Source organism: Streptomyces sp. NPDC051315, from assembly GCF_044455165.1.
Classification (GTDB): domain Bacteria; phylum Actinomycetota; class Actinomycetes; order Streptomycetales; family Streptomycetaceae; genus Streptomyces.
In genome coordinates this window covers 1-26,449 of sequence record NZ_JBITEN010000032.1, presented here as the reverse complement: position 1 = coordinate 26,449, position 26,449 = coordinate 1, and the positions used below count along the sequence as shown (strand labels likewise).

The 26,449-nt window shown below is 71.6% G+C and carries 23 protein-coding genes; 8 read left to right on the top strand and 15 right to left on the bottom strand.

Annotated elements, in window-relative coordinates; translation table 11 throughout:
* Positions 1-28 precede the first annotated feature (28 nt).
* The 5 genes from ACIBBD_RS37705 to ACIBBD_RS37685 are packed head-to-tail and all read right to left on the bottom strand — an operon-like array spanning position 29 to position 6,620.
* Complete coding sequence (locus ACIBBD_RS37705; protein ID WP_399424375.1) at positions 29-1,756, bottom strand: B12-binding domain-containing radical SAM protein; 1,728 nt, start codon at positions 1,754-1,756, stop codon at positions 29-31.
* Positions 1,749-3,452, bottom strand: a complete 1,704-nt coding sequence (locus ACIBBD_RS37700) for a beta-ketoacyl synthase N-terminal-like domain-containing protein (RefSeq protein WP_399424373.1) — start codon at positions 3,450-3,452, stop codon at positions 1,749-1,751. The genes ACIBBD_RS37705 and ACIBBD_RS37700 overlap by 8 nt, the downstream gene beginning before the upstream one ends.
* On the bottom strand, positions 3,449-4,351 hold the full coding sequence (locus ACIBBD_RS37695; RefSeq protein ID WP_399424372.1) for a glycosyltransferase family 2 protein: 903 nt from the start codon (positions 4,349-4,351) through the stop codon (positions 3,449-3,451). The genes ACIBBD_RS37700 and ACIBBD_RS37695 overlap by 4 nt, the downstream gene beginning before the upstream one ends.
* A gap of 59 nt (positions 4,352-4,410) precedes the next feature.
* Positions 4,411-4,686: an acyl carrier protein gene (locus tag ACIBBD_RS37690; protein WP_356564319.1), complete on the bottom strand. Its 276-nt coding sequence runs from the start codon at positions 4,684-4,686 to the stop codon at positions 4,411-4,413.
* A gap of 32 nt (positions 4,687-4,718) precedes the next feature.
* The gene (locus ACIBBD_RS37685; protein ID WP_399424370.1) at positions 4,719-6,620 is read right to left on the bottom strand and encodes a KedN5 family methylcobalamin-dependent radical SAM C-methyltransferase; all 1,902 of its coding nucleotides are present in this window, start codon (positions 6,618-6,620) and stop codon (positions 4,719-4,721) included.
* 563 nt (positions 6,621-7,183) lie between these two features.
* Here ACIBBD_RS37685 and ACIBBD_RS37680 point away from each other — a divergent pair.
* Genes ACIBBD_RS37680 through ACIBBD_RS37670 form a run of 3 tightly spaced genes read left to right on the top strand, consistent with a single transcriptional unit; the run spans position 7,184 to position 9,340 of the window.
* Positions 7,184-8,107 (top strand): PIG-L deacetylase family protein, encoded by a 924-nt coding sequence (locus tag ACIBBD_RS37680; RefSeq protein ID WP_399424368.1) that lies wholly within the window; start codon positions 7,184-7,186, stop codon positions 8,105-8,107.
* 55 nt (positions 8,108-8,162) lie between these two features.
* Positions 8,163-8,795: a transcriptional regulator gene (locus ACIBBD_RS37675; protein ID WP_399424367.1), complete on the top strand. Its 633-nt coding sequence runs from the start codon at positions 8,163-8,165 to the stop codon at positions 8,793-8,795.
* Complete coding sequence (locus tag ACIBBD_RS37670) at positions 8,795-9,340, top strand: hypothetical protein (RefSeq protein WP_399424365.1); 546 nt, start codon at positions 8,795-8,797, stop codon at positions 9,338-9,340. Before ACIBBD_RS37675 ends, ACIBBD_RS37670 begins: the two co-directional genes overlap by 1 nt.
* A 43-nt stretch (positions 9,341-9,383) precedes the next feature.
* Here the strand turns inward: ACIBBD_RS37670 and ACIBBD_RS37665 are convergent, their stop codons facing one another.
* Positions 9,384-10,463 (bottom strand): methyltransferase, encoded by a 1,080-nt coding sequence (locus tag ACIBBD_RS37665; RefSeq protein ID WP_399424363.1) that lies wholly within the window; start codon positions 10,461-10,463, stop codon positions 9,384-9,386.
* 58 nt (positions 10,464-10,521) lie between these two features.
* Positions 10,522-11,640: a radical SAM protein gene (locus ACIBBD_RS37660; RefSeq protein WP_399424362.1), complete on the bottom strand. Its 1,119-nt coding sequence runs from the start codon at positions 11,638-11,640 to the stop codon at positions 10,522-10,524.
* 274 nt (positions 11,641-11,914) lie between these two features.
* Here ACIBBD_RS37660 and ACIBBD_RS37655 point away from each other — a divergent pair, with 274 nt between their 5' ends.
* The 4 genes from ACIBBD_RS37655 (at position 11,915) to ACIBBD_RS37640 (ending at position 16,746) form a co-directional block, all read left to right on the top strand.
* Positions 11,915-13,621, top strand: a complete 1,707-nt coding sequence (locus tag ACIBBD_RS37655; protein WP_399424360.1) for a carbamoyltransferase — start codon at positions 11,915-11,917, stop codon at positions 13,619-13,621.
* Positions 13,618-14,817, top strand: a complete 1,200-nt coding sequence (locus ACIBBD_RS37650; RefSeq protein ID WP_399424358.1) for a DegT/DnrJ/EryC1/StrS family aminotransferase — start codon at positions 13,618-13,620, stop codon at positions 14,815-14,817. Before ACIBBD_RS37655 ends, ACIBBD_RS37650 begins: the two co-directional genes overlap by 4 nt.
* 113 nt (positions 14,818-14,930) lie before the next feature.
* The gene (locus tag ACIBBD_RS37645; RefSeq protein WP_399424357.1) at positions 14,931-15,419 is read left to right on the top strand and encodes a glutathione peroxidase; all 489 of its coding nucleotides are present in this window, start codon (positions 14,931-14,933) and stop codon (positions 15,417-15,419) included.
* 43 nt (positions 15,420-15,462) lie between these two features.
* Positions 15,463-16,746 (top strand): cytochrome P450, encoded by a 1,284-nt coding sequence (locus ACIBBD_RS37640; protein ID WP_399424355.1) that lies wholly within the window; start codon positions 15,463-15,465, stop codon positions 16,744-16,746.
* Here the strand turns inward: ACIBBD_RS37640 and ACIBBD_RS37635 are convergent.
* The 8 genes from ACIBBD_RS37635 to ACIBBD_RS37600 all read right to left on the bottom strand — a co-directional run bounded on the left by ACIBBD_RS37635 (position 16,721) and on the right by ACIBBD_RS37600 (position 23,884).
* Entirely contained in the window at positions 16,721-17,713 is a 993-nt protein-coding gene (locus ACIBBD_RS37635) for a phosphotransferase family protein (RefSeq protein ID WP_399424353.1), read from the bottom strand. The two genes, ACIBBD_RS37640 and ACIBBD_RS37635, sit on opposite strands and share 26 nt — an antisense overlap.
* Positions 17,714-18,048: 335 nt before the next feature.
* Positions 18,049-19,185, bottom strand: coding sequence for a pyrroloquinoline quinone biosynthesis protein PqqE (gene pqqE, locus ACIBBD_RS37630; protein ID WP_399424352.1), 1,137 nt, complete (start codon positions 19,183-19,185; stop codon positions 18,049-18,051).
* A complete protein-coding gene (pqqD, locus tag ACIBBD_RS37625; protein WP_399424350.1) occupies positions 19,182-19,445 on the bottom strand; it encodes a pyrroloquinoline quinone biosynthesis peptide chaperone PqqD in 264 nt (87 codons plus the stop codon). The genes pqqE and pqqD overlap by 4 nt, the downstream gene beginning before the upstream one ends.
* A 5-nt stretch (positions 19,446-19,450) precedes the next feature.
* Positions 19,451-20,179 carry a pyrroloquinoline-quinone synthase PqqC gene (gene pqqC / locus ACIBBD_RS37620; RefSeq protein WP_399424348.1) on the bottom strand — a complete coding sequence of 243 codons (729 nt, stop codon included), beginning with the start codon at positions 20,177-20,179 and terminating at the stop codon, positions 19,451-19,453.
* On the bottom strand, positions 20,176-21,090 hold the full coding sequence (pqqB, locus tag ACIBBD_RS37615; protein WP_399424346.1) for a pyrroloquinoline quinone biosynthesis protein PqqB: 915 nt from the start codon (positions 21,088-21,090) through the stop codon (positions 20,176-20,178). Before pqqB ends, pqqC begins: the two co-directional genes overlap by 4 nt.
* Before the next feature lie 9 nt (positions 21,091-21,099).
* Positions 21,100-21,240 carry a pyrroloquinoline quinone precursor peptide PqqA gene (gene pqqA, locus ACIBBD_RS37610; protein ID WP_399424344.1) on the bottom strand — a complete coding sequence of 47 codons (141 nt, stop codon included), beginning with the start codon at positions 21,238-21,240 and terminating at the stop codon, positions 21,100-21,102.
* A gap of 76 nt (positions 21,241-21,316) precedes the next feature.
* Entirely contained in the window at positions 21,317-22,438 is a 1,122-nt protein-coding gene (locus tag ACIBBD_RS37605) for a PQQ-dependent sugar dehydrogenase (RefSeq protein WP_399424343.1), read from the bottom strand.
* 291 nt (positions 22,439-22,729) lie between these two features.
* On the bottom strand, positions 22,730-23,884 hold the full coding sequence (locus ACIBBD_RS37600; RefSeq protein ID WP_399424341.1) for a PQQ-dependent sugar dehydrogenase: 1,155 nt from the start codon (positions 23,882-23,884) through the stop codon (positions 22,730-22,732).
* Between the two features lie 582 nt (positions 23,885-24,466).
* On the opposite strand from ACIBBD_RS37600, the gene ACIBBD_RS37595 reads away from it, so the two are divergent.
* Positions 24,467-26,122, top strand: coding sequence for an FAD-dependent oxidoreductase (locus tag ACIBBD_RS37595; protein WP_399424339.1), 1,656 nt, complete (start codon positions 24,467-24,469; stop codon positions 26,120-26,122).
* The last annotated feature ends 327 nt before the right edge of the window (positions 26,123-26,449 follow it).

The following is a 26,449-nucleotide window of genomic DNA, read 5'->3' as shown; positions in this document are numbered from 1 at the left end:
TCACGTGCGCGTCCCGACACCGGCCGGGTCAGCCGGCCATGGCCTGCTCTCCGCACAGCCTCTTGGTCTCTTCGACGAACACCTGGTAGGGCTCGCCCAGGACCCTGCGGTCGTAGGCGTCGACCAGCGTGCGCAGCTCCGCCTCGAGCCGCTCGGCGAGCCGCGGCGGGTTCTCGTCCGCGAGGAGCAGCCCGACGTTGAGGAAGGCCACCAGCAGGTCCGGCAGGCCGTCGGCCCACCCGCGCAGCCGGCTCAGCAGCGGGCGCAGCCCCTGCTCCCCCCGGGACCTGCGTGCCCTGGTGGCGTCGACGATGATCTGGGCGACGAAGGGCAGCTCCTCCTTGCGGTCGGCGACCTCCGCGCTCACCTTGCTCCAGGCCGCCCACACGTCCTCGACCCGCGGGTCCGGGATGCGGTACTCCCGGCGGGCCTCCAGCAGGACGTCGCGGGCCGGCCCCTCGACGCCCGGGAGTTCCGGAGGAGTCGGGTCGGCGATCTTGTCGTACATCTCCGTGCCGCGCAGTGCGATGGCGCGACTGATGAAGGAGAACGGGTTCTCGCTCACGGCGATGTCGGCGGCCACGATGAACTTCAGGTTCTCCCAGAGCTCGTCGAGGGTCGTCCCCGGCTCGACCATGATCCAGCCGGGCTCGAGCTCGATGCCCTCCTTCTTGAACAGGCGGGCGGCGTCGAAGTTGTACTCCACCATGGTTCCCTTGCGGAACCGCTTGGCCATCCCCGGGGCCCCGGTCTCCATGCCGAGCAGCGCGGAGGCCATGCCGGCCCTGCGCAGGGTGTGCAGGGCCTCCCGGTCGACGAGGCCGGTGTCGACGCGGAACTCGCAGTGGAAGGAGATCTCCAGGCCGCGGCGGAGGATCTCCTCGGCGAAGCCGACGGCGTGGTGGTAGCCGTCCTGGAAGGCGCCGCCGAAGTTGTCGTCGTTGAACCACAGGAACCGGGTGCCGAACTCCCGTTGCAGGTATTCGATCTCGTCCACGACGTCGACCGGCGAGCGGACCCGCCAGGCGTTGCCCGTCACGACACCCGGCGCCCGGGGCACGTAGCAGAAGGTGCACTTGGCGTGGCAGCCGCGGCTCGTGTAGGTCGACGCCACCGGCGTGGGGATGCCGTTCTTGCGGTGGTGGACGAGCAGGTCGCGGGCCGGCCAGGGTTCCTTGGTGAGGTCGGGGAGTTTGGGCGGGCCGCTGCTGCGGACCCGGCCCTCCTGCCAGAACCACAGGCCGGGCACACCGCGCCAGTCACGCCCCGCCGCCAGGCACTCCATCAGGCCTTCGACCGTCAGCTCACCCTCACCGAAGGCCACACAGTCCGCCTCCGGGATCCGCTCGGCGATCAGCTTGGCGTTGTACGTGCAGAACGCCCCGCCGATCGCCACGAACACCGACGGATCGGCCTTTCGGACACAGCGCAGCAACCGCACCGCGTCGACGATGTGCAGGTCGTACATGATGCTGATCCCGACGAACTTCGGCCGCTCACGCCGGATCAGGTCGGTGATCACCTCGTCGCTGGGGTTGCGCCCGTGCAGGTTCAGCGCCCGCACCGAATAGCCGCACGACCTCAGGTGACCGGCGATGCAGGCCACCCCCAGGTTCTCCCGGACCTTCTCGTAGAAGAGGCGCATCGCCGGGTCCAGGCGGAGGTACTCCTCGTCGTTGATCAGGACGTTCTGGTTGTTGACACTGGAGAACCCGGTGAGGATCTCCCGTGGTGTCATCAGCACCGCGTCAGCCATCCGTACTCCACTCCATGCGCCCGGCCGCGCCCCCCGTCAGGAGGAACGCGGCGTTGTTGCCGCCGAACCCGAAGTTGTTCACCAGCACGGAACGAATCCCGTCACAGGGCTCCGGATCGCGCAGCACCCGCACATGCCGCGCGTCGAGGGGCTTGCGCAGCCCGGGGGTTCCCGGAAGCACCTGATGACGCAGGGCCCGGACCGCCGCCACGACACCGGGAAACACCGAGGCGTGCAGCAGATGGCCGGCCGCCCCCTTGTACGAACTGACCGGGACGCCCCGCCAGTCGTGCTCGGCGCCGACCTGGTCCAGCGCCAGCAGCTCGGCCTCGTCGCCCTGCCGGGTGCCGGGGGCGTGACCGTGGACGTAGTCGACGGTGGTGAGGCCGGCCATGGCCAGCGCGTCGCGCATGCACGCGGCGCCGATGTGCGCGTTGAGCCGGCTGATGCCCTGCCCCGCCACCCGGCAGGAGATCCCGCTGAGCGTCGCCAGGGGCGTCTGCCCGCGGGCCGCCGCGCGCTCGGCGGTCTCCAGCACGATCACCCCGGCGCCCTCCCCGACGGTGACGCCGGAGCGGTCCTCGTCGAACGGGCGGGCGGCGGTCGTACTCGTCGCGCGCAGCACGTCGAGGCAGGCGTAGTCGTAGGCGTTGAGGGACGACACCCCGGTGACGACGGCCGTGTCGGCCAGGCCGCACAGCAGCCATTCGCGTGCCATGGCCAGCCCGAAGGCGCCCGACGCGCAGGCGTGGGCCATCAGCACCGCGTCCGGCGGGGCGACACCCGATCCGTCCCCGTCCCAGTCGGGCTCCACCGCGATCTCGTCGATCCGGGGGGCGTCGCCGACCTGCGGGAGGTGCGGGACCACCCCGGCCGACACCAGCAGGGTCCGGCCCGGCAGTTCGTCGAGTCCTGCCTCCCGCAGCGCCTCCGAGCGCGCCCGGTCCAGCAGCGCGCGGCGTGTCGGGCGCCCGGGCGGCGCCTCCACCCGCGTCTGGCACACCGTCCTGCTGCGGAAGCGGGACGCGTCGAACCGGGTCAGCTCGGACAGTTCCCGCCGGCCGTCCAGCAGGCCCTGCCAGAACGCGGTCCCCCCGTCGCCGAAGGCGGTGACCAGGCCGGTGCCGGAGACGACCACGGACGATCCGCCGGGTCCGCCGGTGCGGGGGGCGCGGGCGCCGTCGGCGGCGGTCACCGGGACGGCCGCGACCCGGTAGCCGTCCTCGTGCGCGGCCCGTACGACCTCGCACACGACCATCGCCTCGTGCAACCCCGCGGAGACGGCGCCCCACGCCCAGCGCACCGCCTGCAGGGTGGCCGCGCGCGGGCTGATCAGCACATGGCCCGTCCCGTTCCAGCCACTGGCCTCCGCCAGCTCCTGGATCAACTGCGCCGGCTCCGGGGTCATGGCCTCGGACGGCCGCAGCCTGCGGCCCCCCGCCTCCGCCTCCACGCACCGGCCGACGTACTGGGAGGTGGCCGACACGCAGTAGTCCGTGGCCGCCATGACCACGGGCACACCGCCCCGCAGGGCGGCGGGCAGGCGGTCCAGCGCCGCGGACAGCACGTCGACGAAGGCAGCGGGCAGGGTCTCTCCGGCGGCGAGGACGGACAGGTCCCGCCGGGAGCGGAGACCGTCCAGCGACCGCGGCGCCGTACCGCCCACGATCACCGCGCCTGCCTTCGGGTGCGTCATGACACCGCCGTTCCGGGTGCCAGGGCACGGTCGGCGGGACCGAGCCGCGCGGCCAGCTCGTCGAGGGAGAGCCGGCCGGCGAGGAAGGGGCCGACGTCCGCGAGGCGCGCGTCGCCGTGCCGGTCGGCGACCCGCCGCCAGAACCTCGGCAGGAGGTCGCCGGTGTCCCGGCGGGCCGTCGGCAGGTGGTACGCGGTCTCGTCGAGCAGTTCGAAGGTGGCGCCCGCGGCGGCGAGCCGCAGTCCCAGTTCGAGGTCCTCGCCGCCCCACAGCTGTCCGTAGTGCTCGTCGAAGCCACCGACCCCTTCGAACACCGTGCGCCGGACGCTGGTACTGGTGCCGATGCAGCTCAGCCAGCGCAGCGGGGCGTACTCGGGCGACCGCGTCACCCGCCGGGCGGTCCTCTCGATGAACGAGCGGCGCGGCCCGAGCAGGGGGACGGCGGAGTCGAGGTCGGCGACGGTGGCGGGCTCGATCGTGCGGCCGCGGGCACCGGTCAGGGCCGTCCGCAGGGGCCGGGGTTCGGGCGTCAGGGCGAACGCGGACAGGTCGGTGACGGCGCCGTGCACCACGGTGGCACCGGCCCCCCGGTGGGCCGCGAGATGCGCCTCCAGGAGCCCCGGTGTGGCCATGGTGTCGTCGTCGAGGAAGAGCAGGAGCTCCCCGCGCGCCAGCCGGGCCCCGGTGTTGCGCGCGCAGGCCACCCCGCGCCCGCCCGTGGTGGCGGGCCGGACCGGCAGGCCCGCGGGAAGGGCGGACAGCACCTGTTCCACCGCACCGCGCTCCGGTGCGTCGTCGACCAGGACGACCTCGAACCGCTCACGGTCCAGGGTCTGGTGTCCCAGGGCCGTCAGGGTGAGCAGGAGTCGGGTGGTCCGGTCGCGGGTCGGAACGACCACGCTGACCGCCACCTCCCCGGGCGCTCCACCCGGCCGCGCGGCCGCCGGTGTCATGGCCGTCACGTCAGGGAGCGGCTCTCGCCGGCCCTCTGCTGGAGGATGTAGGTGGCGAGGCCCTCGATGGAGAAGAGCGTCTCCTCCGTCAGGTCCTCGTCCTCGAAGACGACATCGAACTTCTCCTCGAGGATCAGCAGGTACTCCAGGGCGTCGAGGGAGCTGAACCCGTACTGGTCCACGAGGCTGGCGTCGCCCTCCTGGGGTGCCAGCCGGTGCTCGCCCTTGGTCATGCCCGCTGCGATCTCGTGGAGTTCCCGAATGAGCCCGGCGCGGTCCATCGTCTCTTGTCTCCCGTGGTGAAGGATCTCGGTCAAACCTTGGTGAACTGTTCGTCGAGCTGCTGCTCGGTCAGCCCGCGGAAGCGGTCCATGCGGAAGTAGTGCTGGAGGTCCCCACCGAACTCGGTCCGGTAGTAGAAGTCCGCGGTGTGGCGCTCCGGCTCCGTGCTCACCGTCTCCCCGCGCCGCAGCGCGGCGATCAGCCGGGGCACGGGGTGGGTGAATTCCGTGTCGCTGCGCAGATACCAGCTTTCGCCGTACTTGGTGACGACCGGGAGGTCCTCCTCGGGACCCGATCCGTCGGGCAGCTGGCGGACCGGCTGGCACAGCAGGTCGTAGCGGAACACCTCGTCGAGGACCGGCAGCAGGTGCTCGGGCAGAACGGGGCGCATGGCCTCCTCCCACCACTGCCGCAGCAGCCGCTTGGTGAGCAGTCGCCAGACGTTGGGGTCGACGAGTTCACTGGCGGAGCTCGTCGGCCTGGCCACCGCGTGCAGTTCCCTGGCCTCGGGGTCTTCGCTCTTCTCGACCCAGTCGGAGAAGCTGAGGAGCACCTGTGACTGGGGGACGTCGGCGAGCTCGCGCAGGGCGACCCAGATGTTGTGCAGGAACAGACTCCGGGCCAGGACCCGGTTCCAGCAGATGAAGCGGAGCATGCGCTCGTTGTCCGCGAGCGTCATCGTCTTGTGGGCGAGCACGTAGTCGAAGTCGTCCTGCTCGCCGCGCACGGTCACCAGTCCGTGCTGTTCGCGCTTGTCGTGGTATTCGGTGTTCGGCAGCAGCATCAGCGGGTGGACCGCGATGAACGGCGTGTGCCGTGCCGCCCGGTCATAACCGTCCAGGAACGAGGTGACCGTCTCGCCCGGCGCTCCCCAGATCAGCTCCAGATACGGTGTGATGCCGTGGTCGGTCAGCCAGGCGACGAGGCTTTCCCAGTCGTTCAGCTTCATGTTCCGCCGGCGCATGAGATCCAGGACGGAGTCATCCATCGTCTGCAGGGCGAGGATGAAGGCACTGTGCATCCCCGACTGCTTCATCTTCTCCATGATGCGGTAGAAGCCGGGAGACTTGTTCTTGGCCCAGGAGGTTTCGAGCCTCTTCGGGAACCCGTATTTGCGGCGCACCCGGAGCAGATCGTCGAGGAATTCCTCGTCCTGGCGCAGGAGTCCGAAATTGGAGTCGGCGAGCATCAGAATTTCCGCGCCGTGCCGTCCCAGCAGCTCAAGTTCCTCACGCAGCCGCTCCCGGGAGAACGCCCGCATCTTCTGCCCGGTGGCGCCTCCCCAGTAACAGAAGGCGCACTTGTACGGACATCCGCGGTTCGTCTCCATCAACGCGTAGTCGTAGCGGAAACGACCCTTTTCGTCGACCAGCGGTACCGCTCCGGTCAGAATGGGGGACGGCAGGATCTCGAGGTCCTGAATGCGCTCGCGTTCGGGGGTGGTGACCAGGTTCCCGTCGGCCTCGCGGAAGGAGATGCCGCTGATCTCGTGGAGTTCACCGCGGTGGGCGCCGTCGAGGTAGCCGTTCAGCAGGTCCCGGAAGATCAGCTCCCCCTCGCCGTTCACCACCACGTCGACCTGGGGGAACATACGGAAGACCCGCTCGGCCTGGTGGGCGACGTGGTTGCCGCCGAAGACGACCCAGCCCTGCGGGTTCATCTGCTTGAACGTCTCCGCGAGGGTCCCGAAGGCCCGGAAGTTCCAGCCGAGGACGGAGAAGCAGAGGATGTCGGGACAGCCGTCCCGTATCAGGTCCCGGGCCATGGCGTTCAGGCCGGCGTCGCCCGGGTAGTTCCTGATGGAGATGTCCATACGGCGTCGAATGCGGTCGTCGGCCTCGGCGTAGGCCTTGAGGTAGCCGATCGCCAGCGGCATGGAGGCCGCGGAATTCCCCCAGACTCCTTGCTGAACAAGCAGTACGCGAGTCTCCATTCCCTGCCTCGTCCTCTAATCGCCCGACAGGTCAAATCGCACTTTGAGGCTACAGCAGAAGATCCCCGGCGCAATGGCGCCTCCGAAACCGGGCCGTCGGCATGGCCTATTCCCTGCGTTTCGCACGTGTTCGGCCAGGCCGACGGCCTGATGACGGCCACCGTCCGGGCCCGGGCCGGACGCTCGCGGCGCCTCCGGAGACAGGGGTGCTGACATGGGAATTTCGTCGCGCCCGCGCCGGCGCGGCGGCGGCCGCCGCCGCGGTCCGGGGCGGGTCCCCGGAAGTGACCTGCGAAGCGAAATGAATGACCGGAAAGCTATCGTCCCGGTGGTTCCCGAAGAAGATGGGACCACCCGGGCAAGGTATTTTCGGCCACCCCTCCCCCCATTTTCTGCCTCTTTGGATCGGGCTCTGGGCGCACGTGGAGGCGATCTGTATGCTCCGGCCATATGGCGTCTGTCATTCGTCACCGCGGGCTCGGAGTTACATGACGGAGATTCCTGACACTTGGTGCCCGACGGCCCTGCCGCACGTGGAAACAGCCGACGGGGAGCTCCGTTTCATGGGGCGTCGGGTCGAGGGGTACGGCCACCTGTCGGACCGTGACGCCGCCCTGCTGTCCCGCTGCGACGGCAGTCGGCCCCTCGACGGGTTCCCCGCGGCGGACCGCGAGACCGTCGGCCTGTGGCGCCGGCACGGGCTGCTGCTCATGGCACCCCCGCTCACGCCCGGCCCCCCGGCCACCGAACCCGCGGTGGTCGTGTCCCCGCATCCGGACGACGCCGCGCTGGCCCTCGGCGGGACGGTGGCCCGGCAGGGCGCCCGGTTCCTCGACGTCTTCAGCGTCGAGACCTGGACCAAGGACCCGTACTACGCCGAACGCCCGGCACTGACCCAGCGCCTGCTGCTGGACGAGGAGGGCGTCGCCGCCCGTGTGCTGCGCGCCCGGGTGGAGCTGCTGGGATTCGTCGACGCCGCCGACCGCGACCTGAGACGGGACCGGTTCTTCACCGACCCGGCCTGGTCCGACGGGTTCGCACGGGAGGAACCGCAGCTCTTCGACGCCCTCACCGAACGGCTCGCCCCCCTGCTGGACGGCGCCGGCCGGATCTACGCGCCCCTCGGCGTCGGCGGCCACGTCGACCATGTCGCCTGCCGGGAGGCGGTGCTGGAACTGGCCCGGACCGGCCGGCTCGGCACGGCGCGGGTCGCCTTCTACGAGGACCAGCCCTACTCCCTGTTCTCCTCCGCGGAGGAGACCGCGAAGAACCTCGGCGCGCGCCTGGCCGAGCAGGGACTCGGCGCACTGCGCCCGGAGCTGCTGCCCGTGGACGACGAGGCGGCGCTCACCAAGTGCGAGGCGCTGGGCGCCTATCGCATCCAGGTACGCAAGGGCATCATCCAGCGCATCCGCCGGCACGGCGTGCGCCTGGCGGAGGGCTCCGGGTTCCCGGCCGCCGAGCGGATCTGGCTGATGCGCCTCTGACCCTCTCCCCACCCGACAAGCGACCGCGGCCCCGCCGCTCTGTGAAGGGTTTCCCATGTACGCACTGGCTCAGTCCCTGACACCGGCGGACCTCGAGGTCCTCGCGGAGGCATGCGCCGAGGTGGGTCTCACCCTGCATGTCACGGACCCCGCGACGGGCCACGCCCCACCGCCCGGCGCGCTGCTGGTCTCCTTCCACCGGGTCGCCGCCGCCCGGCCGGACGACCTGTCCGTGGCGGACCTCAAACGCAGGGGCGGTTACGCCGTCGCCGTGCTGGACGGCGTTTCCGCCACCGAGGTCCTGGCGGCGGTCACCGCCGGATACAGCTTCACGCTGGCCAGCCCCCTGCGGCGGTCCCGGCTCGTGGAGACCCTCAGCTACCTCAAGACGGTCACGCCGTCCGAGAACACCCAGGTGCTCACCCTCGCGAACGGCTCGCTGAGCTCCGCCGCGAAGTCGTTGCCCGTGACCGACGCCGAGGCGGAGCTGCTGCGCCTGCTGTCCAACCGGCCGGGCCAGATCGTCTCCCGCGAGGAACTCACCGAGGCCACGGGCGGGGAGGACGTGAACAAGGTGACCTCGGTCCTGAAGCAGAAGTTCCTGGACATCGACTCCGGTGCGAAGCTCCTGAAGATCCCCCACCTGGGCTTCCGCCTGGTCGGCACGGTCCGCGAGGGGGCCAACTGATGCGCGCCGTGGTGATCACCGGTGCCCCGGGCGTGGGCAAGACCCGGCTGGGGCACCAGTTGGTGACGCGGTACGGCGTCCCGGCCGCCGCGATGGACTGCGATCCCATCGTCCATCCGTGGAACGGCGGCGAGGAGGTGTACGACCTGATGGCCTCGACCGTGCGCGCGGCCCTGCCCGTCTACCGGGAGTGGGGGGCACGCGTCGTGATCGTCACCGGGGTGGTCCTCGCGGGCCGTGCCTACGAGCGCTTCCAGAAGGTGTTCGAGGAACTCGGCGCGGAGGCGGTCTACTACGGCCTGCGGGCGGACGCGGAGGCGCTGGCCACCCGGATCGAGAACGACGCGGGCGGCCGGCTGTTCGTGGAGGGCCGGCTGGCGGAGCGTCACCTCGACGCGGAGGTGCCCGACGTGCCCGGCGTCCGGCTGGTCGACACCACGCACCTGACGCTGATGGAGGCGGCCGACGCGGTCGCGGCCCTGGAACGCGCCGAGCTCGGGCCGCGGTGGCTCGGGGCGGCCGGTGCTCCGACGGTCACCGGATGACCCGGGGGTGGAGCCGTGGGCCGGCTCCACCCCCGGTGCCGGGTCACTGGAAGCGGCCCACCGCCAGGCCCTCGCCGTCGAGTCGCACCGAGAGGACGAATCCGTAGTAGTGGGTGGCACCGATCCGAGTGACGTACTCCCGGACCTCGTCGCCGAGCGGGCCGGTGAGCTGCTGCTCCTCGTCGCGGGGCGCGAAGGCCGGCCAGCGCGGGGGCGTGGAGGGCCGCAGCAGCAGCCGCCCGCAGACCCCCAGGCGCCGCAGTTCGGCCTCCAGCTCCGGGACGAAGAACGGCCCGCGCTCGTCGCCGTAGGCCGCGGCCTGCAGCAGCGCCTCGCCTTCCTGGGTGAGGAGCCCGGGGACCTGGCGCAGGAGTTCCCAGAAGAACTCCAGGCCGTCCAGCCCCGCCTCGCCGGCCAGCCAGCCGAGCGAACCACGGCGCAGCGGGAGACAGGGCGGGTTGGAGACGACCAGGTCGAAACGGGAGTCCAGCGACAGGGACATGATGTCCCCCTCGATGGCGGTCAGCCGGTCCGCCAGCCCGTTGATGTGGGCGTTCACCGTCGCGGCCGCCGTGCACTCCGGGTTGACGTCGACCGACAGCACCTCGGCGCCGTTGCGGGCCGCCGACAGTCCGAGGATGCCGGTGCCGCATCCCAGGTCCAGGGCCGACCGGGCACCGCGGCGCGCCGCCACCAGCCGGGAGAGCGTCATCGAGTCGGTGCCGACCCAGGGCGCGTACGAGCCCGTGTCCCGTCCCGCCGCCCGCCAGGCGGCCAGCAGCGACATGCCGTCCCCGCGGACCAGGCAGTAGTCGGCCGACACCTTCCCGGACTCCTCGGAGAGCACCCGGGCGCGGAGCAGGAGGTCGAGCAGGGGTCCGGGGACCTCCGAGCGGACGTCGGACTCCGCCACCCGCTCCCCGAAGACGAACAGGGAGGACAGGACGGACTCGGCGGCCAGGGTGGTGGAGATCGCCGCCAGGGTCTCGGGGTTCCGCCACGGCGCCAGCTCACCGAGCCAGTCCCCGGCGAGCGTGAGCAGATCGTGCTGCGGGAGCGTGAGAAGCCTCTGCAGCCCGGCACCCGCGAAATCGTCGCCGGAAATCCCATCCACGGAAATCATTACGTCTCCTCGAGGCCTCGGTATGCTCTGGTCTTCTGGCATTCCGCCGCCCGCGGGATCAGCGGGGTGACGGTTCCCCGGCCGGCTCGAAGACCGGCGTGAACGCCGATTTCAACTCTCGTAGCCGTTCCAGAGCGCGGGGTCCGGCGTACGGGGCGCAGCGCGCGATTTCCTGCTCGGAGATGCCGCCGAACAGATAGAGGTTGACCACGTCGATCGGTCCGGTGCAGCTCTTGCAGTACGGAAAGCGCGGCCGGGGCTGCATGAACATATCGTAGTGCTGGTGTTTCCCGAACTGTTCGTGGATGAGTTCGGGATTCTCCTTTATGTTGCCCATGGGTTTGAGCCAGGCGTACGGGCAGCAGGAGACGTCTCCCTGTCCGAAGAGCTGCACCATGGTGGCCGTCGCGTAACACCGCAGGGTACGGACGCCGGTGCGCAGTTGATTCCCGATGTGTTCCACGAAGGCCCGCGGGGGAAGCACCGCGGACAGTTCGTCGTAACGCTCGAGGAGTGGCGCGAAATGGTCGCCGAGGGGTGGTGCGTGGGTGGTCCTGGTCTCGCCGCGCACCGGGAAGAAGTAGAGCATCACGCCGCGCCCGTACCGTTCGAGCAGGAACTCGGCGAAGTCCGCCTGGCCGGTGGCGTTGAGGTCGCTGATCACCGACTGGATCTCGATGGGGATGCCCAGCTCCACCGCGTGGTCCAGGTGCCGCATGATGACGTCGAAGAGCCGGTGCTGCTTCGGCGGCAGCCGGTGGCCGTTCATCTCCAGCGTGTGGCCGTCGAGGGAGAGGCACAGCTGGACGTTGCCCAGCGCGGCGAGCGCCTCCAGCCGGTGCGGCGTCAGGAAGGCGCCGTTGGTGATGACCTGCACGACCTCGTACTTCTCACTGCACTCCGCGACGAACTCGGTGGAGCCTTTCAGCCAGAAGAACTCACCGCCGCTCAGGCGCATGATGGGGCTGTCCACCTGACGGTGATAGGCGTCGAGGATCTCGTGCCAGTCCGCTCGCCGGTCGGTGGTCAGGCGCAGTCGGGCGTCCGGGACCTCCATGAGGAGGTTGAAGTCCTCGGTGAGGCAGTAGGAGCACCGCATCTGGCACAACTGCTCCTCGATGACCATGTCGTTCATCAGGAGTTTGAGACGGTCCTGCCCATCGCGATGCGCGAACATCGCATCACGATAATTACTTTTCAGGGCCATGCCTTATCACCGCACCCAGGTCGTATTCGCGCATGACTCTTCCGTCGAGCGACGATCCTAAGTTCACCTTGAAGACAGGGTCAATGAGGACTACCGGGGGTGCTGCCGTTCGGCTGGAACTCGACTTGATCCGGCCTGAGGATGGCTCATATTCGCCTGCTGACTGACACGTTGCGACCGGGTAGCGTTACGCCCCACGTACTCGCCAAATCCGCAGACCTGCAACGGGAGTAAGGACGGCAGTATGCTCGCTCTGGGGCTCGGCGGTTCCAACCACGACTTCTCGGCCTGCCTCGTCGAGAACGGTGAGATCGCCGTCGGTATTGAAGAAGAGCGGCTGACCCGCCGCAAATACGCGGTCAATGTGAATTCTCTGGCGAACCAGTGCTGGCGGTACTGCCTGACGACGCACGGGGTCCGTCTCGCCGAGGTGGACGCGATCGTCGCGGACGACACCCTGCTGCCCAGCTGCTACTTCCCGTTCCGCAGCCGGACGACGCTCATCCGCCATCACATGGCGCACGCCGCCAGCGCCTTCCTTCCCTCGCCCTTCCCCGAGGCCGCGGTCCTCGTGGTCGACGGGGCCGGCAGCCTGTTCGAGGGCCAGGGCGTCGAGACCATGACCATGTCGGTCGGCAACGGCACGGAGATCACCGAGATCTCCAAGGTGTACGGGACCAACTGGAGCACCGACGGCCTGCGGGAGACCCGGGTCTACCAGGCCGGTGACAGCGACCACTCGCTGGGCTTCATGTACAAGGCGGTCAGCAGGGCCATCGGCTTCACCCTCTACGAGGAGGGCCCCTGGTACCTGACCGAGGACGGCAAGACCATGGGGCTGGCGCCCTACGGGACCGACCGCTACCGGGCGGAGTTCCGGCGCCACCTCGACCTGCTGCCGGAGGGCCGGTTCGAGCTGCACCTGAAGGACGGCGGACTGCTGCACTTCGTCGAGCACGCCCTGGACGGACTCGAGGGGGACGAGCGCTTCGCGCGCGGCGCCGACCTCGCCTGGGCCGCCCAGGACCTGCTGGAGACCGCCGTCCTGCACGCCGCCGGCTGGCTGCACCGGGAGACCGGCCTCACCCGCCTGTGCCTGGCCGGCGGTGTCGTCCTCAACTCGGTCGCCAACGGCAAGATCCTGCGGAACACGCCGTTCACCGACGTCTTCGCCCAGCCCGCCGCGGGCGACAACGGCTGCGCGGTCGGCTGCGCCTACTACGGCTACCACGTCCTCGGCGAACAGCCGCGGCCGCGTGGTGCCAAGGCCCCGCGCACGGCCCCCCGGCCGCAGCGCCACACGTACCTCGGCCGCCGGTACGGCACCGAGGAGATCCAGCGCGCGCTCGACGCCTCGGGCCTGCCCTACCGGCGTGTGGAGCGGCCGGCCCGGCTGGCCGCCGGCCTGCTGCCGCAGGGCGCGCTCATCGGCTGGTTCACCGGAGGCTCGGAGTTCGGACCGCGCGCCCTCGGCCACCGCAGCATCCTCGCCGACCCCCGCCGCGCGGAGATGAAGGACATCCTCAACAGCAAGGTCAAGCACCGCGAGGCGTTCCGTCCGTTCGCCCCCGCCGTCCTGGCCCACCGGGCCTCCGAGTACTTCGAGCTCGACATCGAGTCGCCGTACATGCTGATCGTCGCGCCGGTGCGGGACGACAAGCGCCAGGAGGTGCCGGCCATCACCCACGTGGACGGAACGGCGCGGGTCCAGACGCTGACGCGGGAGGCGAACGGCGCCTTCTACGAACTGGTGGAACGGTTCGGCGAGCTCACCTCCGTGCCCGTGGTGCTCAACACCTCCTTCAACGACCGAGGTGAGCCGATCGTGGAGACCCCCGAGCAGGCGCTGGCCTTCTTCGGGCCGAGCCAGCTCGACTATCTCTTCCTGGAGGACTTCGTGGTGGCGCACAGCGCGACGGACCTCGACACGGTGACGGAGGCGGGCGCGTGACGGGCGACCCGGGGATGCGGTACGAGACGTGGCGGGCGCTCGCGCTGTGGGGTGAGGAAGAGGAGGCCGCCGCCCTGGAGGTGATCCGGTCACGGTCGCTGTTCCGTTACTACGGGCCGGACCTGCGCCACCGGGCCGACCTGTTCGAGGCCGCGTTCTCCGAGGTCGCGGGGGTTCCGCACACCGTCGCCGTGTCGTCGGGCACCGCCGCGCTCACCGCCGCGATGATCGGCCTCGGGATCCCGGCCGGGGCCGAGGTGATCGTGCCCGCCGTGACCTTCGTCGGCAGCGTCGGCGCCGTCGTCGCCGCCCGCGGCATCCCCGTCTTCGCCGAGGTCGACGACTCGCTGACCCTGGACCCCGCGCTGCTGGAGGAGCGGATCACCGAGCGGACCTGGGGTGTCATGCCGGTGCACCTCAACAACGTCGCCGCCGACATGGAGCCGATCCTGGAGGTCGCGCGGCGGCACGGACTGCGGGTGATCGAGGACGCGGCCCAGGCCGCCGGCGTCCGTTACCGGGGGCGGCCCGTCGGCAGCCTCGGCGACGCGGGCGCTTTCAGCTTCCAGCTCGACAAGAACATCACCGCCGGCGAGGGCGGCGCGGTCACCACGACCGATGCCGACGTGTACGACCGGGTGGCCCGGTACCAGGACCAGGGCGGCCAGTTCACCACCTCCAAGGGCGCGACGCGCGGAACGGGCGACAGCCCGCCGTTCGTCGGCGTCAACCTGCGCATGACCGAGCTGACCGCGGCCGTCCTGTCCGCGCAGCTCCCCCGGCTGGTCCCCATGTGCCGGCGTCTGCGGGACGTGGCACGCCATGTGCGCGGCGAGACCGCCGATCTGCCGGTCCGCTGGCGGAGGCTGCCGGACGAGGAGGGATCGGGCGGCGATCTCACGCTGTTCCTCGACTCCCGTCTCCAGGCGCGTGCCTTCGTCGCCGACCTCAACGCCGCCGGCGTCCCGGCACACACCATGTACCAGGGGCAGCCGGTCACGGCCAACCGCGCCGTACGGGAGGGGCGGACACCCTGGGGCGTGGAGTGGGAGCGCCCCCCGCGCTACCGGATCAGCGAGGGACTCCTCGGCCGCTCCGTCACCATCGGTCTGGGCGCCGCCATGACCGACGAGGACGTCGACGCCGTCGTCACCGCCTTCCGCAAGAGCTACCAGGACGTCACCGGGACCGGCTGAACGATCCCGGCCGACCGAAACCGTCCGGTCGAGCTGTCCGACCGAACCGTCCGACCGATGTGACCGAACGATCCGAACGACCGTCACCGAAACAAGCGGAGCGACGCGCCGACATGTCCCTGTACGACATACCCGTCCGCACACTCGCCGGGGAGCCCGGTGACCTGAGCCCCTACCGGGGCAAGGTCCTTCTCGTGGTGAACGTGGCCTCGCAGTGCGGGCGCACACCGCAGTACGCGGCGCTCGAGGAACTGCACCGGCGCTACGGACCCCGCGGGTTCGCCGTCCTGGGCTTCCCCTGCAACCAGTTCGGCCAGCAGGAACCGGGCACCCCCGAGGAGATCCAGGAGTTCTGCTCGACCATGTACGACGTCACCTTCCCCCTCTTCGAGAAGGTGGACGTGAACGGCGCGCGGCGGCACCCGGTCTACGAGATCCTCACCGCCGCCCCCGACGAACGCGGGGTGGCCGGGGACGTCGAGTGGAACTTCGAGAAGTTCCTCGTCTCGCCCGACGGCACGGTGGCCCATCGCATCGGGTCACGCGTCAAGCCGGACGCCCCCGACGTCATCGCCCGGATCGAAGCACTGCTGCCGTCCTGATCCACCGCCCCGCTCCGGGCCGCACCACGGAGAGCACACATACATGCGCACCCCCACGCTCGAGGACCTGACACTCCCCGGGACGGACCTCGCCGACCATCCCCATCCCTTCCTCGCCCGTCTGCGCGCCCAGGGACCCGTCCACCGCATCCCGACGGCGGACTCGGGGGAGGTCTGGCTGGTCGTCGGCCACGACGAGGCCCGGGCCGCCCTCACCGACCCGCGGCTGCGCAACGACGTCCGGCACTCGGCGGCCTGGGAGGACGACGGTGTCCACGCCGTCGGCCGGAACATGCTCCAGGTCGACCCGCCCCACCACACCCGTCTGCGCCGGCTCGTGGCCGGCCAGTTCACCGCCCGCCGGATCGAGGCCCTCGCGCCCCGCGTGCAGGCCATCACGGACGAGCTGCTGGACGCGATGGTGCCGCTCGGCCGGGCCGACCTCGTCGAGTCCTTCGCGATGCCCCTGCCCATGGCCGTGATCTGCGAACTGCTCGGCGTCCCCGCCGTCGACCGCAAGGTCTTCACCACCTGGTCGGCCGACATCGTCACCCCCGGCAGCCGTGACGCGGCCGCCTCCGCCGAGGCCATGACGGGCTATCTCACCGACCTCATCGACGACAAGAGCCGCACCGGTGGGGACGACCTCCTCGCCGCCCTGGTCGGCACGAGAGCCGACGACGGGGACCGGCTCACGTCCGAGGAGACGCTCGGGATGGCGTTCCTGCTGCTCGTCGCCGGCCACGAGACCACCGTCAACCTCCTGTCCAGCGGCGTGTGCGCCCTGCTCCTGCGGCCGGAGCAGCTCGCCGCCCTGCGCGCCGACCGCAGCCTCCTCGACGGCGCGATCGAGGAGATGCTCCGCCACGAGAGCCCCCTGGGCACGTCCGCCTACCGCTACACCTCCGAGGCGGTGGAGCTGGCGGGCACCACCATCCCCGCCGGAGAGCCGGTGCTGGTCGTCCTGGGCGCCGCGAACCGCGACCCCCGGCGGTTCCCCGACCCGGACCGCTTCGACATCCGGCGCGACGCCCGCGGACACCTGGCGTTCAGCCACGGCGTCCACCACTGCCTGGGCGCACCGCTCGCCCGTCTGGAGGTCTCCATCGCCCTCGGATCCCTTCTCGACCGCTGCCCCGACCTGCGCCTCGCCACCGATCCCGCCACCCTCACCTGGCGCTCCGGCCTGATGCGCGGCCTGCACCACCTGCCGGTGGCGTTCGGTCCCACCGACGCAGAGGGCCGGCTCCGCCGTCCGGGGACGTCGGTGACCCGCGGGCCTGCGTACGGTCCGCGGCTGCCTACCCCAGCGCGCGCAGACGGGTGACGGTGTCGGCGAGGGTGCGGCGGCAGAGGGCGAGGTGGTCGGGGCCGTAGCCGCGGGGGCCGCACTCGATGACGAGCAGCAGGCCCAGATAGAGGTGGTAGAGGGCCAGCCGGTGACGGAAGGCGGGGCCGAAGCCGAGGCTGCCGCCGGCCTCGGTGTAGCCGGCGACGAGGTCGCTGTCGGGGCCGGTGTCGCCGCCGAAGGCGAGGGAGACCAGTTCGGCGGCCGGATCGCCCCAGAACGCCCGCTCGTGGTCGATGAGTCCGGCGATCCGGGCGCGCTCCCCGTCGCCGGTGACGTCGACGAAGATGTTGCCCGGCCAGAGGTCGAAGTGGACCAGCCGGGGTGCCGTGACCTCGTCGAGGGCGTATCCGCCCTCCGCCACCAGCGCCCGTACGGCGTCCGGCGGTATGCCGAGCGGGGACCGCCAGCGCTCGGCGTCGTCCAGGAGGGCGTCCACCATGGCGGTGAAGGCCGTGCGCCAGTCGGGCGCGGACAGCGCGGACTCGGCGGCCGGGTAGCCGAACCGGCCGTCCTCGGGGGCGAGGGTGTGCAGGCGCGCGGTGATCGCGCCCAGGTCGCGGCGCAGGGCCGTCCGGGCGGCCGGGGACAGGCTGTCGGCCGCCTTGTCCCACGGGGTGCCCTCCAGGACGGAGACGGCGAGGAACTCCTCCCCCGCGTGCAGCAGGGCGGGTGTCGGCACGCCACCGCCCGGCAGGGCGGCGATCCGCCGGTAGACCATGGCCTCCGTCGCCAGGATGCCGCGCTCGTAGCGCAGGACCGCGGCGCCGGGCGGCGGGGCGACCTTGACGACGGCGGGCCGGCCGTCGTCGAGCAGGACACGGTAGGCCGTGTTGAACCAGCCGTCGGTCAGCTCGGTCTCCACACGGCACCCGCTACCGGTGGAGGCGCGCAGCAGGGCGTCGAGTTCACGGGGAGACAGGTGGCGCTTGGTCTGGCTCTGCATGGAGGCGCGCTTTCCGACGAGGAGTTGGGAGCGCTCCCAGCATGCCGACCGTCCGCCCGCCCGTCCAGGTCCGTGCCCCACGCGGTCCGGCCGCTCACCGTGCGGGGGGGGTTGGCTGCGGGTTTGGCTGCCCCGGGCGCCTCGGCCGCTGGACGTGTTGACCGGGGCTGCCCGGGCTCAGCGCGCCTCCACGCGGTCCGGGTCGCTCCCCTACGGGTCGGGTTCCGCTGCCCGGGCACCTCGACCGCACGCCCGGTACGGCCGCTCCCCGTACGGGTCGAGTCCCGCTGCCCCCGGGGCCTGGGCCGCTCGGCGGTGCCCGGGACTGCCCGGGTTCAGCGCGCCTCCGGTACCGCTCCGGGCCGGCGGTAGACGTACGGCGGCCGTTGCGGGGCGGGGTCGGGAGCGGGGTCGGCGAGGGTGCGTACGAGGTGGTGGTCGGGGGACAGCGCGCACGCCGGGTCGGTGCGGGTGGCGTCGCCGGTGAGGGCGTAGGCCTGGCAGCGGCAGCCGCCGAAGTCCTCCTCCCGGCGGGGGCAGCCGCCGCAGGGGCCGGTCATCCAGGCGGTGCCGCGGTAGCGGGTGAAGGCCGGGGACCGCTCCCAGATCCAGGCGAGCGGGCGGTCGCGGACGTTGGGCGGGTCGAGGTCCGGCAGGGAGGCGGCGGCCGGGCAGGGCAGGACGGTGCCGTCGGGCGCCACGGTGAGCGAGACCGCTCCCCACCCGCCCATGCAGGGCTTGGCGACGCCATCGAAGTAGTCGGGGACGACCCAGACGAGGTCGACTCGGCCGGCGAGCCGCTCGCGCCAGCGCTCGACGCACTCGTGGGCGCGGGCCAGCTGGTCGCGCGTGGGCAGCAGGGCGGCACGGTTGAGCAAACCCCAGCCGTAGAACTGGGTGTTGGCCAGCTCGATGCGGTCCACGCCCCAGGCCGCGCCCAGCTCGACGAGGGCGTCGACGGCGTCGAGGTTGTCCCGGTGCAGCACCACGTTGAGGCCGAGGGGGAGCCCGGCCCGGCGGACGAGGGCGGCGGCCCGCTCCTTGGCGGCGAAGGACGACGGGCGTCCGGCGATCCGGTCGTTGGCCGTGGGATCGGCGTGCTGGACGGAGAGCTGGACGCTGCGCAGCCCCGCCGTACGCAGCGCGGTCAGCCGGGTCTCGTCCAGGCCGGTGCCGCTCGTGACCAGCTGGGTGTAGATCCCGGCGGCCTCGGCGGCGGCGACGATCTCCTCCAGATCGGGACGCAGCAGCGGCTCCCCGCCGGAGAGGTGGGTGTGCACGACGCCCAGCGCGGCGGCCTGGCGCAGGACGTCCGTCCACTCGCCGGTGCTCAGTTCGCCCGACCGGCGGGCCAGTTCGAGGGGGTTGGAGCAGTACGGGCAGTGCAGGGGGCACGCGTGGGTGAGTTCGGCCAGCAGCGCCCAGGGGGGTGCGGGGGCCGTGCGGTCCGCGGTGGCCTGGGGAACGGTCACGTGAGCCAGCCCTCCTGGTGCAGGCGGTCGAGGAAGGAGGGGACCTCGGTGGCCACCGGGGCGCCCGGGTGGCGCGCGGCCAGTTCGGCGACGATCCCGCGCACGGTGCGGGTGCCGTCGCACAGGCTCACGATCTGGCCGGCGTGGCCCTCGAGGACGACCACGCGTTCGGGCAGGACCAGCAGGTCGGCGCCGCGCACGTGGTCGTGGCGCAGCATCAGGGCCGGGGCGAGGGCGGGGCGCCACTGGTTCTCGGACACCGGTGTCACCCCTGCCCCGGGTCCTGCTGACCGGCGTTCTGGACGGAGTCGAGCAGCGCCCACAGCACGTCGCACTTGAAGGTCAGCGCGGCCACGGCCCGCTGCTGGTCCTCGCGGGTGCGGGCCCACTCCAGGACGAGGGCGAGCGCCTCGCCGCTGTCCCGCCGGCCCTGGTCGACGCGGCTGCGGAAGTAGTCGAGCCCGGACGGCTCGATCCACCGGTAGTGGCGTTCGAAGGCGTCGATGCGCAGCCGCATCAGGTCGGGTGCGGTCAGCTCGGTGAGCGAGGCCGCGACGGCCTCCAACGGCGGGCGCAGCCGGCAGAAGTTGACGTAGCCCTCCACCGCGAGCCGTACGCCCGGCAGGACGGTGTCGCCCGCCAGCAGGCTCGCACGGTCCAGGCCGGCCGCCTCGCCGAGCCGCAGCCAGCGCTCGATGCCTCCCTCGCCGTCGCTGCGCCCGTCGTGGTCCTCGATCCGCCGCAACCACATGCGCCGCAGCCGCGGGGAGTCGAACTTCGCTGTGATGAGCGCGTCCTTGACGGGGATGTGGCGCTGGTAGTGGAAGCGGTTGGCGATCCAGCGGCGCACCTCCTCCGGGCTGAGGTCGCCTTCGTGCATACGGAGGTTGAAGGGGTGCCGGTCGTGGTACCGCTCCTGGCCCACCGCGCGCAGGCGGGCCTCGAACTCGTCGGTGCTCCAGGGCTCCGTCGGGGCGGCGAATGCCGTGGTCACAGCTCGATCACCATCTCGTCGTCGGCCACCTCGATGCCCAGTCGGGCCAGCCGCTTGTGCTGGGCCGCGGTCGGGTCGACGAGGGGGTTCGTGTTGTTGAGGTGCGTGTAGTAGCAGCGGGCGGACAGCGTGGCGAGGAGGCCGGCGGTGCCGCCCGGCCCGTCGATGGGCAGATGGCCCATGCCGGTCGCGGTGCGGGAGGAGATCCCGGTGCGGCGCGGCTCCTCGTCGTCCCAGAAGGTGCCGTCGACGATGACGCAGTCGGCCTCGGCGGCGGCCCGGTGCAGCGCGTCGGACCAGACGGCCACGGCGGGCGCGTAGACCGCCGACCTGCCGGTGGCCGGCTCGTACAGGCGCAGGGCCACGACCCAGGCGTCGTCCTCGGGGGCGTCGGCGGCGTACCGGGGACGCTTGCCGGACACGGGGACGGCGGTGATGCGGACGCCGGCGTCGGTGGGGCCGCGGGCGCCGCCGTGCAGGGGCTCCGCGCCGTGGCAGGGCAGTTCCCGCCAGGTCAACGCGGTGTAGGAGCCGAGCACCTGGTCGAGGCGCAGTCGGTCGGTGAGGGCCCGGCGGACCGGGGCGGTGGCCAGGATGTCCACGCCGTCCGCCTCGCGCAGTCGCGCGAGGCCCAGGGTGTGGTCGAGTTCGGCGTCGGTGAGGACCACGCCGGCGATCGGGGTCCGCCGGGACCCGGGCCCCGGCTGGAGCGCCGGGTGGGTCTCGATCTGGTCGCCGATGTCGGGGGTGGCGTTGACGAGGTACCAGCGGCCCTCGCCCGTGGCGACCGCGAGCGAGGCGTGGCGGCGGCGCCGCTCGGGATGCGCGCGTGCCCCGGAGCACCCGGGGCACGCGCAGTTCCACTGCGGGATGCCGCCCCCCGCCGCGGTGCCGAGCACCTGCAGCAGCATCGCGGCGGACTAGCGGGTCGCGAGGGAGTAGGCGGTGACCTCCAGCGCGGTGTCGACGACCGTGTACCCGGGGGTCTGCCAGGGGGTCCGGTCGGTCTGCTCCGTGGTGGTGGCCGCCGGACGCTCCGTCTGCTCGGTGGTTTCGGTCATGGTGCGTACCTTCCTTTCGGGGAGGTGGTTCACCCCTTCGGGAGAAGGGGAGTCGGAGGGACTCGGAGCAACGAGGTCACCTGACGGTGATCCTGAGGATGCGGTCCTTGTCGTCGCCGCGGTCGGTCGTGCCGAGCCAGAGCTCGTCGGCGCCGGGGACCTGGGCGATCGCGCGCAGCCGGCCGTAGGCGCCGTTGTAGTACGACCTCGCGGTTCCGACGCCCTTGCCGGTGCTGTCGATCGGCAGGGCCCACAGCCGCTTGCCGAGCAGTGTCGAGACGTACAGGACGTCGCGCGTGACGGCGAGCTGGGCGGGGACTCCGCCCTCGTCCGGATGCCAGACCTTCTTCGGGTTGGTCATCCCGGCCTTGGCGCAGGATCCCTCGCAGGTGGGCCAGCCGTAGTTCTTGCCCGGTTCGATCAGGTTGAGCTCGTCCCAGGTGGACTCGCCGATCTCGGTCGACCACAGCCGACCCCGGGCGTCCCAGGCGAGGCCCTGGGGGTTGCGGTGGCCGTAGCTGTAGACGCGGTTGCCGAACGGGTTGCCGGGCGCCGCGGCACCGGTCTTGGTGATGCGCAGGATCTTGCCGTTGAGCGAGGACCTGTTCTGCGCGAGGTGCCCCCGCAGGGCGTCGCCGACGGTGACGTACAGATAGCCGTCGGGGCCGAACGCGATCTTGCCGCCGTTGTGGTCGCCGCCGCGGGTGATGCCGCCGAGGACGACGGTGTAGCCGCTGAGCGAGGTGCCGTTGAAGCGCATCTTCGCGACCCTGATGTCGGAGGCCGCCGTGTGGACGAAGAAGACGTCCTGGTCCGTGGTGCCGTTCCAGGTCGGTGAGGGGGCGACGCCCAGCAGTCCGCCGCTGCCCAGCCGGCGGGTGGGAGAGGGGGCGACGGTGTGGGGGACGGTGCCCACCTTCCTCTTCGCCCCGTCACGTGCCTGGACCCACACCGTGGCGGTGCGGCGCTCCGTCACCAGTGCCTTCTTCCCGTCGGGCAGGAAGGAGATGGCCCAGGGCTTGGTCCACTTGTCGGAGAGGACAAAGACGCCCGACGGCCTGCTGCCGTCGGCCGGGGCGCCCGCCCCGGCCGTCGCCGCCGGCTGGAGGACGCAGACACCCAGGAGAGCGGTGACGACGGTGACGGCGGCCGTGCCCGGACGGACTCGACGCAGCGCCGAACGCGCCAAGCGTGACATGGTGAAGCCTTTCTGTCGGAGGGAAGCGGACGGCGTGCGTTGTTCGGGAAGGAGAGCCGCGGCCGTCTCGGAAAGCCGGAGAGAAGGAATCCGGGGACCCCGGGGAATTCGGGGAACGCGGGGAATTCGGGGAACGCGGGGAATTCGAGGGACGTGGGGGACGCGGAGAATTCCGGAAACGCGGGGTGAGATCCGGAACACGGGCCATGACTCCTGCGAGGAGTGTGTGCGCCCGCTCTCTCGCGGGCCACCCGGACTCCCCCGTCCCGCTGAGGAGGAGTCACCTACCGGTCAGCCGACGGTGACTTTGAGGATGAGGTCCTTGCCGGTGCCGCGGTCGCTCGTGCCGAGCCAGAGCTCGTCCGCGCCGGGGACCTTGACGAGCGCCCGCAGCCGGCCGTAGTCGCGGTCGTAGTACGACTTCGCGGTCTTGACGCCCTCGCCGGTGCTGTCGATCGGGAGCGCCCACAGCCGTCGGCCGCGCAGCGTCGACGCGTAGATGACGTCGTCGACGACCGCGATCTGGGCGGGCACCCCGCCCTCGCCCGGCTTCCAGACCTTCTTCGGGTCGGTCATCCCGGCCTTGGCGCAGGATCCCTCACAGGTGGGCCAGCCGTAGTTCCTGCCCGGCTCGATCAGGTTGAGCTCGTCGAAGCTGGACTCGCCGATCTCGGTCTCCCACAGCTTCCCGTCGCGGTCCCAGGCCAGGCCCTGCGGGTTGCGGTGGCCGTAGCTGTAGACGGCGGTGCCGAAGGGGTTCCCGGGGGCGGGTTCACCGGTCCGGGTGATGCGCAGGATCTTCCCGTTGAGCGAGTCCCTGTCCTGGGCGAGCTTCGGCTGGTACGCGTCGCCGGTGGTGACGTACAGGTACCCGTCGGGACCGAAGGCGATCCGTCCGCCGTTGTGCTGGGTGTCCCGGCGGATGCCGGTGAGAACCGGGGTGTAGTCGCTCAGGGAGGTCCCGTCGAAGCTCATGCGGACGACACGGTTGTCGATGGCCGTGGTCTCCATGAAGAACACGGCCCGGTCCGTCGTGCCGTTCCAGGTCGGTGACACGGCGACGCCCAGCAGCCCGCCCTTGTCCTGCGTCTCCTTGCGCCACACGGCGTTCGGCACCCCGCCGACCCGCCGCCTCGATCCGTCGGTCCCGGCCTTCCAGACGGCGCCGGTGTTGCGTTCCGTCACCAGCGCCGCGTCGCCGTCCGGCAGGAAGGAGATGCCCCAGGGCGTCGTCCACTGGTCCGACAGCGTGCTGATGCCGGAGGGCGCTCCGCGCTCGCGGTCGCCGGATCCGGGGTCCCCCGCGCGGGCCGTGGACGGTGCCGCGGCCGCGGGCCGTGCCGGGAGCACACCGGCGGTCGTGACGGCGGTGACGGCGGTGACGGCCGCGATCGCGGCCAGTCCCGGACGGAATCGATGCAGCGCCGAACGCGCCGAGCGTGACATGTGGTGCCTTTCCTGTCGTGGGGGGGAGGCGCGACCGGCTCCGTCGCGTGAACGCATTCGCCGCCGCATCCGATTGGTGCCCTTTGCTGCGCTGCATCGTGATGCACCCTCGGAAAGAGAAAGAAGGGGGCGATGGCCGAAGCATTGCAATGACTCCTGCGAGGAGTATCCGGGGCCCACTTTCTCGCGGGCCACCCGGACTCCCCCATCCTGCTGAAGGACACGCCGTCACGTTCGCCGGGGCGGGTGAGGACCTGTCCGGCCGTCATGCCGCGGACGCGGGGACTGGCACACCCCTGCGCGCCGTCGTCGTCGGTTGCCGGCTCCCCACGCTCGGCTGCGCTCACGTGGGAGGGAGCCCCGTCGCCTCGACGTCCTCCTCCGCCTCTCAACCGGACACACTCATCCCGCTCACCTGCGCCGACGCGTGACCGCCGGTCTCCTGCGACGTGATCCGCCGGACAGGCCCTAAGCGAGTGAAGCCTGAGCCGCCGTCCGCCGTGCGGGTGCCTCGTGGGGCATGCATGAGAATCCCGGCCGTATCCGGCCGAATCGGCGAACACGACGCGCTGGAGGCGAGTGATGAACGAAAGAGACGGCCAAGCCGACCGCACCGTCCACAAGGTCCCCGTCCTCATCGTCGGCGGGTCCCTGGTGGGCCTGTCGACCTCACTCTTCCTGGGCCGGCTGGGGGTGCGGCACACGCTGGTGGAGCGCCACGCCGGCACCTCCATCCACCCCCGCGGACGAGGCAACAACGTACGCACGATGGAGCTGTTCCGGGTGGCCGGCATCGAGTCGGCGATCCATGAGGCCGCAGCCACCCTGGCCGACAACCACGGCATCCTGCAGACACCCACCCTGGCCGGCGACGCGGGCGAGTGGCTGTTCCGGGAGATCGACCCGGGCGGCGGACTGGCCCGGTTCAGCCCGACCTCCTGGTGCCTGTGCAGCCAGAACGACCTGGAACCGGTCCTGCTCGACCACGCCGTCAAGCTCGGCGGCGACCTGCGCTTCGGCAGCGAGCTGATGTCGTTCGACAGCGATGCCACCGGTGTCACCGCGCTGGTGAAGAGCCGGGAGACGGGCGAGCACACCACCATCCGGGCGGACTACCTGGTCGCCGCCGACGGCCCGCGCAGCCCGGTGCGGGAGCAGCTCGGCATCGGTCAGAGCGGCCCCGGCGAACTGTTCCACAACGTCAGCATCACCTTCCGTTCCCGCCGTCTCGCCGACGTGGTGGCGGACCGTCGCTTCATCGTCTGCTACCTGACCAGCCCGGACGCCGACGGTGCGCTGCTGCCGGTGGACAACCGCGAGAACTGGGTCTTCCACGCGCCCTGGCACCCCGAGCGGGGGGAGACCATCGAGGACTTCACCGAGGAGCGGTGCGCCGACCACATCCGCCGGGCGGTCGGGGTGGCGGACCTCGACGTGCAGGTGACCGGCAAGGCGCCCTGGCACGCCGCCCAGCGCGTCGCCCGGTCCTACCGCTCCGGACGGGTCCTGCTGGCCGGTGACTCGGCCCACGAGATGTCCCCCACCGGCGCCTTCGGCTCCAACACCGGCATCCAGGACGCGCACAACCTCGCCTGGAAGCTGGCCGCGGTGCTCGGCGGCTGGGCGGGGGACGGGCTGCTGGACACCTACGACACGGAACGCCGCCCGGTGGCGGAGACCACCAGCGCCCGTGCGGCCGCCCGGTCGGTCGAGCACAGCCACCCCGGCTACGCCCCGGCGCCCGGCACCGGAGGCGCCCCGCAGCGCGGCATCCTGAACGTGACCCTGGGCTACCGCTACCCGCGCGGCGCCGTCGTCGACGCCGACCCCGCGACCCCGGTCGTCCCGGAGCGGCTCGCCCTGACCGGGGAGCCCGGCAGCAGGGCCCCGCACCTGTGGGTACGGCACCAGGACCGGCGGATCTCCACCCTCGACCTCTACGAGAGGTCCCTGGTCCTGCTCAGTGACGCGGACGAGGCGTCCGGGTGGCACAAGGCCGCCGTCAGCCTCGCCGAGCGGATGGCCGTCCCGCTCGTCTCCTACCGGGTGGGGACCGGCCTCGACGCCGAGCTCGTCCCGGAGGAGGGGGCGGACTGGGCGCAGACCCACGGCACGTCCCCCGCGGGTGCCGTACTCGTCCGTCCGGACGGATTCGTCGCCTGGCGGGCCCGGGGTGCGGTCACGGACGTCGAGTCGACGCTGCGTCAGGTGCTCGCCACGGTCCTGGCACGGGACTGACCCTCGCAGCCGGCGCGAACCGCGCCTCCTCCCCGATCGCGTCGCCCAGCAGTCCCTCTGTCGGCTGCTGGGCGACGCTTCTGTCCGAAGTGACGCAACTTGCTTGCGTGTCCTGCCGGTTGGGCCCGTCCGGATGGGTCAGGGCGGGGGAGGCGTTCACTCGGCTGAGCGTCCCGAGTGGTGGGAGACGATCACCTGGCCGACGGTGGAGCACGTCGGGGCCGAGTCACCACAGCTGACGAAGCGCCAGCTGCTCGGTCTTGGCGGAAGGATTCTCAGATGCGCTCTGCCCGCTTGCTCCTGGCCACCGCGGCAGCCTCGGCCGCC